10 protein-coding genes are annotated in these 10826 nt (G+C 69.5%); 5 read left to right on the top strand and 5 right to left on the bottom strand.

Annotated elements, in window-relative coordinates; genetic code table 11:
- The first annotated feature begins 2 nt into the window (after positions 1 to 2).
- On the top strand, positions 3 to 1286 hold the full coding sequence (locus Aple_RS31560) for a thymidine phosphorylase (RefSeq protein WP_155348371.1): 1284 nt from the start codon (positions 3 to 5) through the stop codon (positions 1284 to 1286).
- A gap of 13 nt (positions 1287 to 1299) precedes the next feature.
- Here Aple_RS31560 and Aple_RS31555 read toward each other — a convergent pair whose 3' ends face one another.
- The gene (locus Aple_RS31555) at positions 1300 to 1704 is read right to left on the bottom strand and encodes a MarR family winged helix-turn-helix transcriptional regulator (RefSeq protein WP_155348370.1); all 405 of its coding nucleotides are present in this window, start codon (positions 1702 to 1704) and stop codon (positions 1300 to 1302) included.
- 165 nt (positions 1705 to 1869) lie between these two features.
- Here Aple_RS31555 and Aple_RS31550 point away from each other — a divergent pair, with 165 nt between their 5' ends.
- From Aple_RS31550 to Aple_RS31540, 3 genes are all read left to right on the top strand, one after another.
- Positions 1870 to 3204 (top strand): MFS transporter, encoded by a 1335-nt coding sequence (locus tag Aple_RS31550; protein ID WP_308805527.1) that lies wholly within the window; start codon positions 1870 to 1872, stop codon positions 3202 to 3204.
- A 99-nt stretch (positions 3205 to 3303) separates the two neighbouring features.
- Positions 3304 to 4380 carry an adenosine deaminase gene (locus tag Aple_RS31545; RefSeq protein WP_155348368.1) on the top strand — a complete coding sequence of 359 codons (1077 nt, stop codon included), beginning with the start codon at positions 3304 to 3306 and terminating at the stop codon, positions 4378 to 4380.
- Complete coding sequence (locus tag Aple_RS31540; RefSeq protein WP_155348367.1) at positions 4377 to 4982, top strand: PH domain-containing protein; 606 nt, start codon at positions 4377 to 4379, stop codon at positions 4980 to 4982. The genes Aple_RS31545 and Aple_RS31540 overlap by 4 nt, the downstream gene beginning before the upstream one ends.
- Positions 4983 to 4988: 6 nt before the next feature.
- Here the strand turns inward: Aple_RS31540 and Aple_RS31535 are convergent, their stop codons facing one another.
- From Aple_RS31535 to Aple_RS31525, 3 genes are all read right to left on the bottom strand, one after another.
- Positions 4989 to 6617, bottom strand: coding sequence for a phospho-sugar mutase (locus Aple_RS31535; protein ID WP_373869659.1), 1629 nt, complete (start codon positions 6615 to 6617; stop codon positions 4989 to 4991).
- A 2-nt stretch (positions 6618 to 6619) separates the two neighbouring features.
- Positions 6620 to 7423: a purine-nucleoside phosphorylase gene (locus Aple_RS31530; RefSeq protein ID WP_218038582.1), complete on the bottom strand. Its 804-nt coding sequence runs from the start codon at positions 7421 to 7423 to the stop codon at positions 6620 to 6622.
- 126 nt (positions 7424 to 7549) lie between these two features.
- Entirely contained in the window at positions 7550 to 8002 is a 453-nt protein-coding gene (locus Aple_RS31525) for a gamma-glutamylcyclotransferase family protein (RefSeq protein ID WP_155348364.1), read from the bottom strand.
- Between the two features lie 120 nt (positions 8003 to 8122).
- Here Aple_RS31525 and Aple_RS31520 point away from each other — a divergent pair, with 120 nt between their 5' ends.
- Positions 8123 to 9514 carry an NAD(P)H-quinone dehydrogenase gene (locus tag Aple_RS31520; protein WP_155348363.1) on the top strand — a complete coding sequence of 464 codons (1392 nt, stop codon included), beginning with the start codon at positions 8123 to 8125 and terminating at the stop codon, positions 9512 to 9514.
- Here the strand turns inward: Aple_RS31520 and Aple_RS31515 are convergent.
- Entirely contained in the window at positions 9511 to 10752 is a 1242-nt protein-coding gene (locus Aple_RS31515) for a pentapeptide repeat-containing protein (protein WP_170321750.1), read from the bottom strand. The genes Aple_RS31520 and Aple_RS31515 overlap by 4 nt on opposite strands.
- Between the last annotated feature and the right edge of the window lie 74 nt (positions 10753 to 10826).

Below are 10826 nucleotides of genomic sequence, written 5' to 3'. Positions count from 1 at the left end.
ACATGGCATTCGACGCCGTCGAGATCATCTCGATCAAGCGGGACCGGGGGGAGCTGTCCACCCCGCAGATCGACTGGGTGATCGACGCCTACACCAAGGGCGAGGTGGCCGACGAGCAGATGTCCTCGCTGGCCATGGCGATCCTGCTCAACGGCATGAACCGCCGCGAGATCGCCGACTGGACCCAGGCCATGATCCGCTCCGGCGAGCGCATGGACTGGTCGGCGCTGGACCGGCCCACCGCCGACAAGCACTCCACCGGCGGCGTCGGCGACAAGATCACCCTCCCGCTGGCCCCCCTGGTGGCCGCCTGCGGCGCGTACGTCCCGCAGCTCTCCGGCCGCGGCCTCGCCCACACCGGCGGCACCCTGGACAAGCTTGAATCCATCCCCGGCTGGCGCGCCAACCTCTCCAACGACGAGATGCTCGCCGTCATCCGCGCCTCCGGCGCGGTCGTCTGCGCGGCCGGGACCGGTCTCGCCCCCGCCGACAAGAAGCTCTACGCGCTCCGCGACGTCACCGGCACCGTCGAGTCCATCCCCCTGATCGCCTCGTCGATCATGTCCAAGAAGATCGCCGAAGGCACCGGCTCCCTCGTCCTGGACGTCAAGGTGGGCTCGGGCGCCTTCATGAAGACCGTGGACAACGCGCGCGAGCTGGCCACCACCATGGTCGCCCTCGGCACCGACGCGGGCGTCCGTACGGTGGCCCTGCTCACCGCCATGGACCGCCCCCTCGGCCTCAAGATCGGCAACACCCTGGAGGTCGAGGAATCCGTGGAGGTGCTCGCCGGCGGCGGCCCTTCCGACGTCATCGAACTCACCCTCCACCTGGCCCGCGAGATGCTCGCCGCCGCCGGCATCTCCGGCAAGGATCCCGAACAGGCCCTCAAAGACGGCTCCGCCATGGACGCCTGGCGCCGCATGATCACCGCCCAGGGCGGCGACCCCGACGCCCTCCTCCCGCACGCCGCCGAGTCCATGACCCTCACCGCCCCCACCTCCGGCGTCCTGTCCCGCCTGGACGCCTACAGCGTCGGCGTAGCCGCCTGGCGCCTCGGCGCGGGCCGCGCCCGCAAGGAGGACCCCGTCTCCTTCGGCGCCGGCATCACCCTCCACGCCAAGCCCGGCGACATCGTCCGCGAGGGCCAACCCCTCCTAACCCTCCACACCGACGAAACCGCCCGCTTCGACCGCGCCCTCCAGTCCCTGGACGGCGCCTACGAGGTCTCGGCCGCGAGCGACCCCACCCTGCTACCGCTGGTGATCGACCGCATAGAAGCGTGATTGAGAACGCGGCTCAGCGCCAGGATTCCGCCTGACGTCCTTCGAGGTGCTCGCCGAGGACGGCTCGGTGGGTGGGCCGGGCTTCGGCGCACGCGAGTCGGCCCTTTTCGGTGAGGGTGACGAAGATGCCGCGGCGGTCGGCCTGGCAGAGGGCTCGGGTGACTAGGCCGTCGCGTTCGAGGCGGGCGATCAGGCGGGAGAGGGCGCTCTGGCTTAGGTGGACGCATTCGGCCAGTTCCTGGACGCGGAATTTGCCGTCGGGGGATTTGCAGTCGCCCTCGGACATGCGGTCGAGGACCTCGAACTCGCTGACGCCCAGGTCGTGTTTGTCGTGTAGTTCGCGCTCCAGGGCGCACACGATCGTCGCGTGCTGGGCCAGGAGGTGGCGCCAGGCGGTGACGACGTCGGTGTCGTTCATGAGTCCTCCCGGGGCAGAAGATAGCATGCGCGGGCAATACATGCAAATGCATTAAATGCTTGTGCATTGAATGCGCGTGCATGTAATGTCCCGGCCATGGAATCATCTGCCCGAGATCAGCGATGGGGGGCTTCCCTCTGGGGGTTGCTCGCCGTTCTCTGTGCTGTGGTCTTTCTAGATGGGCTCGATGTCTCGATGGTCGGCGTGGCGTTGCCGTCCATCCAGGCCGAGCTGGGGATGTCGACGGCCGCTCTGCAATGGGTGGTCAGTGGTTATGTGCTGGGTTACGGGGGTTTGCTGCTTCTTGGTGGTCGTACGGCTGATCTGCTGGGGCGACGGCGGGTGCTGCTCGTCGCGCTGGGGGTGTTCGCGGGGGCGTCCCTGCTGGGCGGGCTGGTCGACAATGGCGCGCTGCTGATCGCGGCGCGGTTCGTGAAGGGGGTCAGTGCGGCGTTCACGGCCCCGGCGGCGTTGTCGATCATCACGACCACGTTCGCGGAAGGGCCCGCCAGGAACCGGGCGCTGAGTATCTTCACCGCGTGCGCGGCCAGCGGGTTCTCGCTCGGGCTCGTGCTGTCGGGCTTCCTGACCGAGCTGGGCTGGCGGTGGACGTTCCTGAGCCCGGTCCCGGTGGCGCTGCTGGCGCTGGTCCTGGGCAGCCGCTTGATCCCGAGGAATGACCACCGTGCCGAGGGCGGCTACGACGTTCTGGGGGCGGTCACCATCACGGCCTCCATGCTGCTGCTGGTGTTCACCGTGGTGGAGGCGCCAGAGGTCAGCGTGACGCGTACGGCTCTGACGGGGGCCGCGTCACTCGGACTGCTGGCCCTGTTCCTCTGGCTCGAACGCCGGGTACGGCATCCGCTCGTCCGCCTCGGCATCCTCCGGGCCGGACACCTGGCCAGGGCCAATATCGGGATCATGATCCTTTTCGGGTCGTACATCGGATTCCAGTTCGCGGCCATGCAGTACTTCCAGAACATGCTCGGCTGGTCGGCGCTGGAGACCGCGCTGGCGTTCCTGCCGGCGGGGCTGCTGGTGGCGATCACCTCCACCAAGATCGGCAGCTTGGCGGACCGGTTCGGCACCGGCAGGCTGATCGTGGCCGGCACGGTCGCGCTGATCGGCGGGTACGTCATGTTCCTGCGCGTCGACGAGACGCCCAGCTTCTGGGGGCTGGTGTTCCCGGGCATGGTGCTGCTGGGGATCGCGTTCGCGCTGTCGTTCCCGTCGCTGAACATCCAGGCGGTGGCGGGGGTGCACGACGACGAGCAGGGGCTGGCGTCGGGACTGCTCAACACCTCGGGGCAGGTCGGCGGGGCGGTCGTGCTGGCGATCGTGACGGCGGTGCTGACCACGGGGTCGGGGGACCCGATCGCCATCTTCCGCAGGGCAGTCGTGATCTCGGTGGTGTTCGCGCTGCTCGGGCTCGGCGTGGCGATCAGCGGGCTGCGCTTCCGCTCCGTCAAGGAGCAGGAACAGGTGCTCGAAACCGTCTGATCGTCCTCCGGCGTGGCGGTCCCGCACCGCCACGCCGGAGCCGTTCTTCGGCAAACTCTGCTAGATCGTTGTTTTCGCAGGTGGCGGTAGGATGCCGGGATGACCCAGCCCACTCTTGAGGAGATCCGCCAGGCCCCGAAGGTCCTGCTCCACGACCATCTCGACGGCGGACTGCGGACGGACACGATCATCGATCTGGCCCGGGAATCCGGCTACGACAAGCTGCCGTCGACAGATCCGGCCAACCTGGCCCAGTGGTTCCAGGAGGCGTCGGACTCGGGATCGCTGGAGCGGTATCTGGAGACCTTCGCGCACACCGTGGGGGTCATGCAGTCCCGGGAGGCGCTGATCAGGTGCGCGGCCGAGTGCGCCGAGGACCTGGCCAACGACGGGGTCGTCTACGCCGAGGTGCGGTACGCACCAGAGCTGCACACCTCCGGCGGGCTCAGCCTGGACCAGGTCGTCACCGCGGTCAACGAGGGCTTCCGGCTCGGCTGCCAGGGCCGGGACATCAGGGTCGTGGCGCTGCTCACCGCGATGCGCCACCAGGCCAGGTCGATGGAGATCGCCGAGCTGGCCGTGCGCTACCGGGACGTGGGCGTGGTCGGTTTCGACATCGCCGGCGCCGAGGCCGGATACCCGCCCACCCGGCACCTGGACGCGTTCGAATACCTGCAGCGCGAGAACGCGCACTTCACCATCCACGCCGGTGAGGGCTTCGGGCTCCCCTCGATCTGGCAGGCGATCCAGTGGTGCGGCGCCGATCGGCTCGGCCACGGCGTGCGCATCATCGACGACATCGCGGTGGCGGAGGACGGCGAGGCCAAACTGGGCAGGCTCGCGGCCTATGTCCGGGACAAGCGCATCCCGCTGGAGATGGCCCCCACCTCCAACCTGCAGACCGGCGCCGCCGCCTCCATTGCCGCGCACCCGATCGGGCTGCTCCGCCGCCTGTACTTCCGGGTCACGGTCAACACCGACAACCGGTTGATGAGCGCCACCTCGGTGTCCCTGGAGTTCCACAAGCTGGTCGAGGCGTTCGGGTACGACTGGGATGACCTGCAGTGGTTCACGGTCAACGCGATGAAGTCGGCCTTCATCCCGTTCGACGAGCGGCTCGCGCTGATCAACGGAGTGATCAAGCCCGGGTTCGCGCAGCTCAAGTGGCGCGCATGACGTACCGGTCGACGGCGTCCTGGATTTTCGGCTGGGTGTGGCTGGCGTTCGCCGCGTTGAACACGGCGGACCTGATCGCCCGGGGGACGATGCCGACCGCGCTGGTGGTCGGTGCGGTGCTGGGCGTGATCACGTTCCTGGTCTTCGTGATGTCGCTGCGGCCTGCGACGATCACCGAGGAGGGCGGGGTCCGGGTTCGCAACCCGTTCCGTACCGCGTTCCTGCCGTGGAACACGGTGGATGGCGTCGAGGTGTCGAACGCGATCACGATCAGGGCGGGGGAGCTGACCGTGCGGTGCTGGACGCCGCAGCCGTCCGCGCGGGAGCGGGCGAAATCGGTCCGGCAGGGCGGCTCGTCCCGGCGGTCGGGGCGTTATCCGACGTCGGAACCGGTGCGGACGAAGGGGGAGCAGGCCGCCGCCGAGGCGATGGCGGGGCGGACCCACGCCGACTGGGCGGCCGAGCAGATCCGCGCGCTGGCCGAGAAGAACAAGCGCAAGACCACCGGAGAGGCCAGCGTGATCTGGTCGCCGTACGCGATCGGCGCGGCCACCGCAACCGTGATCCTCGTTGTCGCGGCTGCGATCGCGCTGGCCCTGTAAGCGGCGCTAGAGGCCCAGAGCTTCGGCGATGTCCTGTTTGAGGGCGATGAGGTCTTGGGTGGCCTGAGTGCGGGTCGTCGCCACGTCGCCGGTTACCGGGAGGACGACCTCCAGGTAGCACTTGAGTTTGGGTTCGGTTCCGCTTGGCCGGACCACGATGCGCGCGCCTCCCGCGAGGCGGTAGCGCAGGCCGTCGGTGGGTGGCAGCCCGCCCGCTCCGGATGCCAGGTCCTCGGCCGATTCGACCTTCCGGCCGCCCAGTTCGGACGGGGGCGTGTCGCGGAGCCGCTGCATGGCCTTCGTGATCAAGGACAGGTCCTCGACGCGGAACGAGAGTTGGGATGTGGCGTGCAGGCCGTACTTTCTGGCCTGGTCGTCCAGGAGGTCGAGGAGGGTGCGGCCGTCTCGTTTGGCCTGGGCGGCGATCGCGCCGATGGTCAGGGCGGCGCTGATGCCGTCCTTGTCGTGCACCGGCAGGCCCGCGTCCGAGCCGACGCTGTAGCCCAGCGCCTCCTCGTAGCCGTAGATCAGTCCGGGGCCCGCCTTCATGATCCATTTGAAGCCAGTGAGGGTTTCCCGGTAGGGCACGCCGTACGCGTCGGCGATGCGGCCGAGCAGCGACGACGACACGATCGTGGTGGCCACCAGCCTGTCCTGCCCTGACGTGGTGCGCAGCACGTGTTCGCCGAGCAGACCGCCCACCTCGTCACCGGTCAGCATCCGGAACCGCCCGTCCGGCTGGCGCGCCCCCACCGCGCAGCGGTCCGCGTCCGGATCGTTGGCGATCACGATGTCGGCCTGTACGGCGGGCGCGGACGCCAGCTCAAGAGCCAGATCCATCGCCCCCGGCTCCTCCGGATTCGGAAACGCCACGGTGGGAAAATCCGGATCCGGCCGATGCTGCGCCCCCACGATCATCGGCGACTTGAACCCGGCCGCGATGAACGCCGCCGCCAGCGTGGATCCGCCCACCCCGTGCAACGGCGTGTACGCGACCCGCAACTCCCGCGCGTCCCCCAACGCGAGCGAGGTCACCGCCTCCAGGTACGGCTGCAGGATCGCCGCCTGCCCGAGCGTCTGCCAGTCGTCCCCGAGCGGCAGCTCGTCCACCCGGCCGACCGCGTCGATCGCCTGGGAGATCTCCGTGTCCAGGGGTGGCACGATCTGGGCGCCGTCCCCCCAGTAGACCTTGTAGCCGTTGTCGCGTGGCGGATTGTGCGAGGCGGTGACCATGACTCCGGCGTCCGCGCGCAGGTGCCGTACCGCGAAGGCCAGGACCGGAGTCGGGTAGCGGCCGCCCATGACCGCGACGCGCAGGCCCGCGCCGGTGAGCACCGCGGCCGTGTCGCGGGCGAAGACATCGGAGTTGTGCCGCGCGTCGAAGCCGACCACGACCAGCTTGCCAGGGCCGAGCACGGCCGCCAGGCCCGCCGCCGCGCGCATCACCGTAACCCGGTTCATCCGGTTCGGCCCCGCGCCCAGCTCGCCGCGCAGCCCGGCCGTGCCGAACTCCAGCTTGGCGCCGAACCGGTCGCGCAGCGCCTCCGGGTCATCGAGCAGACCCGCCAGCTCGGCCCGGGTCACCGGGTCGGGGTCCTGGGCGAGCCAGTCGGCCGCCAGCAGTTCGAGATCCATGCTCATAGCTTGTTGACGACCTCGCTGAGCAGGACGCCCATCCGTTTCGCGGTCGCCTTGCCCACCGCCAGGACCTCTTCGTGGTTGAGCGGCTCGCCGACCAGGCCCGCCCCCGGGTTGGTGACCAGCGAGACGCCCAGCACCTCGGCTCCGGCCTCGCGGGCCGCGATGGCCTCCAGCACGGTGGACATGCCGATCATGTCCCCGCCCAGCGTGCGCAGCATCCGGATCTCGGCGGGCGTCTCGTACGTCGGGCCGCGGAAGGCCACATAGACTCCTTCGGCCAGGGTCGGGTCGGCCTCCTTGGCGAGGGCGCGCAGGCGTGGTGAGTACACGTTCGTGAGGTCCAAGAAGGTGGAGCCGGTGAGCGGGTTGGCCCCGGTCATGTTGATGTGGTCGCTGATCAGCACCGGCTCGCCGACCCGCTGGGTCTCCGGGCGCAGCCCGCCGGCCGCGTTGGTCAGCACGACCACGCGCACCCCGGTGGCGGCGGCCGTGCGGATGCCGTGCACGACCGGTTCGACGCCGCGGCCCTCGTACAGGTGGGTGCGGCCCAGGAAGATCAGGGCGTGGGTGCCGGATTCGGTGCGCACCGCACGGATGGTGCCGGCGTGTCCGGCCACGGCGGGCGCGGAGAAACCGGGCAGTTCGGTCACCGGCACCTCGGCCAGCGTCTCGCCGATCGCGTCGGCGGCGGGCACCCAGCCCGACCCCATCACCAGGGCCACGTCAAAACCGTCCAGCCCGGTGCGGGCCTGCAGGGCGGCCGCGGCCTGGGCGGCGAGAGAATACGCGTCGTTGCTCACAGGACCGAGCGTACAGAACGGCATGAAGTCTCCCAGCCGCCCCACCTGCCAGAATCATTCATCCGAATTTCAGCGAAATTTCCCAATAGGCAGCCCGCCGATCCGGAGGATCGGCCATAAGCACAGCTAGTCGCCCAGGGATTTGCAGGGGCGGCTTCGCAGGTCCTTGACGTAGTCGTCGGGGGCGCCCGCCTTCTCGGCCGCGTCCGCGATGATGCCCAGGTAGCGGGCCGAGGGCAGGCCGCCCTCGTAGGAGTCCAGCACGTAGACCCAGGACAGCACGTCGCCGTCCAGCGTCGCCACCCGCAGCCGGACCCGCTTGTAGAGGCCCAGTTCGAGGCCCGTCCACCGGTCCAGGGAGGCCTCGTCCCACTCGGGCACGTCGTACAGCACGACGAAGACCTGCTCGTCGCGGTCCTCCACGATGGTGGCGAGCGCACCCTCCCAGTGCACGTCCTCACCGCCGAAGGTCAGCCGCCAGCCGACCAGCCAGCCAGAGCCCCGCATCGGAGAGTGCGGGGCACGCTCAGCCATCTGCTTGGGATCCATGTTGCTGGCGAACGCTGCGTAGACAGGCACAGCGACCTAGCCTAATCCAAGATCTCCCCGCCACGCCCGCCCGCGTGCATTCCACGTGTTTATGCTCGCGCCTCGCGCCCCCTACGTTAGCTACCCTTCCGATGCGGGAGAATGGGGTATGTGACGAGGATAGTGATCATCGGCGGCGGGCCAGGCGGCTACGAGTCGGCGCTGGTCGCCGCTCAGCTCGGCGCCCAGGTGACCGTCGTCGAACAGGACGGGCCCGGCGGCGCGTGCGTGCTGACCGACTGCGTGCCGTCGAAGACCCTGATCGCCACGTCCGTGCGCAAGCAGGCGCTGCTGGACGCCGAATCGCTGGGGGTGTATTTCACCGGCGGCGAGGACGGCGACGTGGGCGGCGCGGTGGCCGACATGCCGCTGGTCAACGGCCGGGTCAAGGAACTCGCCCACGCCCAGTCCGCCGACATCGCGGCCCGGCTCGCGGCCGAGAACGTCGAGGTCATCCGGGCGCAGGGGCGGCTGGTCGACCCCCAGCTGGTGCGGGCGGGGAATCGCACCATCCGTGCCGACGTGGTGATCGTGGCCACCGGCGCCACCCCGCGGGTGCTGGTCGGCGCCGAGCCTGACGGTGAGCGCATCCTTACCTGGCGTCAGATGTACGACCTGACGGAGTTGCCGGAACATCTGATCGTGGTCGGCTCCGGGGTGACCGGGGCCGAGTTCGCGGGGGCGTACCAGTCACTGGGGTCGGAGGTCACGCTGGTCTCCAGCCGCGACCGGATGATGCCCAACGAGGACGCGGACGCGGCCGAGGTGCTCGAAGACGTCTACCGGCGGCGCGGCATGAACGTGATGGGCCGGTCCCGGGCCGCCTCGGTCAAGCGCACCGCGCACGGCGTGGTCGTCACGCTGGAGGACGGCAGGACCGCCGAGGGCACCCACTGCCTGATGACCGTCGGCATGGTGCCCAACACCAGCGGCATCGGCCTGGAGGACAACGGCGTCAAACTCGACCGCAACGGCTTCATCGAGGTGGACAAGGTGTCCAGGACCTCCGCGCCGGGGGTGTACGCGGCGGGGGACTGCACCGGCGTGCTCATGCTCGCCTCGGTGGCCGCCATGCAGGGCCGGATCGCGGTCTGGCACGCGCTCGGCGAGGCCGTGCAGCCGATCCGGCTGGCCACCGTGGCCTCCAACATCTTCACCGACCCGGAGATCGCCGCCGTCGGCGTGTCGCAGAAGCAGGTCGAGGCGGGGGAGATCGAGGCGAAAGTCGTCAAGCTGCCGCTGGCCACCAACGCGCGGGCCAAGATGCAGGGCTTCAACGACGGCTTCGTCAAGCTGTTCTGCCGCCCGAACACCGGCATCGTGCTCGGCGGCGTGGTCGTCGCACCGCGCGCCTCCGAACTGATCCTGGCCCTGTCGGTGGCCGTGCAACACCGGCTCACGGTGGACCAGCTGGCCCACACGTTCGCCGTCTACCCCTCACTGTCCGGCTCGATCACCGAAGCCGCCCGCCGCCTGATGTCCCCACTGACCGCCGGGATCTAGCTGTAGGTCCTGCCCATGCTGGCCCTGACCCGGTGCAGCGCCAGCCGCCCATGATGCACGGCCGCCGCGGCCGCGTGCAGCTCGCCGGGCGTGCGGGCCAGCATTAGAGCCTGCTTCGCCGCCTCGTACGCGTCGAGCGCCGCCCGCCAGTCGTGACTGGGCCCGCTCACCGCCTTGACCTTCATCTCGAAGTCGAGCGTGTCGATCTCCTCGCCGAACCGGGTGACATCCTCCTCGGCGGCGTGCCTGGCCATCGCGAATGTGGCGTGGGAGCGTTTCCTGCGTCCGCTGCTGAGCCCCCATATCAGCAGCGTCATGCTCAGGCCGAAAGCGCTGACCAGCACCACCATCAAGGCCGGGGAGATCCCGCCGGAGGAACGGGGGGTATCGGTGGACGCGGGCCGCTCGTCCTCGGCCGCCTGGGTCTCTTCCGCTGGAGCCACGATCGCGTCGGAGGGGACATTGCTGCCCTCACCCCGTGCCCCGGTCAGATTCACATCACTGGCCTGGATGAACGAGGCCGACGTGATAATCGCTCCGGTGAAGTCGGCGCCCTGCAACTCGGCCTGGGTGAAGGTAGCGCCGGTCAGGTCGGCGTCCTTGAACACCGTGTGCTGCAGCTGAGCCTGCCCCAGCTTGACGTCCTTCATCTTCGCCTGGCTGAAGTTCGCGGTGCGCGCCTTGATTTGGCCCATGGTGGCCTGGTTCAGGTCGGCCCCGACCAGCTTGGCGTTGGTGAAGGTGGCCTGGGTGAGCACCGCCCTGGCCAGCACCGCCTTGCTGAGATCCGCGTGCGGGAACTCGGCCTGGCCCGCCTCGGCGTCGATCAGGATCGCGCCGCGCAGGTCGGCCTGCTTGGCCTCCAGCTGCCCGAGATCGGCCGAGGTGAGGTCGGCCCCGCGCAGGTCCGCGTACTCCAGGTGGGCCTGGGTGAGGTCGGCCTCCTTGAGCGACGCGCCGCGCAGCACCGCGCCGGTCAGATCGCGCTGGGTCAGATCGAGCTCGTCCAGCTTCGCGTTGGTGAGCGTGGCACAGCGCAGGTTGGCCGGCAGCTGCTCGACCCGGGTGAACCGTTTGCCGCTCAGGTTGGGACCGCTGCCGACCGCACAGGGACGGGCCGCGGATTCGGCCGCCGACGCCGGCAGCATGATCGCCAGCACGATGCCCACCAGGACGGTGATGAGCACGGCGAGTAAGGCGACAAAGAGCGGAGTGACACGGGGGGTAATGCGTCGCACGAGGGCCTCCAGGGGGAACACCAAGATTCTCCCACGACCACTTACAGCCCCCTTGCAACCGCCTTGACCACCGC

The organism is Acrocarpospora pleiomorpha, assembly GCF_009687885.1.
Taxonomy (GTDB): Bacteria; Actinomycetota; Actinomycetes; order Streptosporangiales; family Streptosporangiaceae; genus Acrocarpospora; species Acrocarpospora pleiomorpha.
This window is presented reverse-complemented; position numbering and strand designations above follow the sequence as displayed.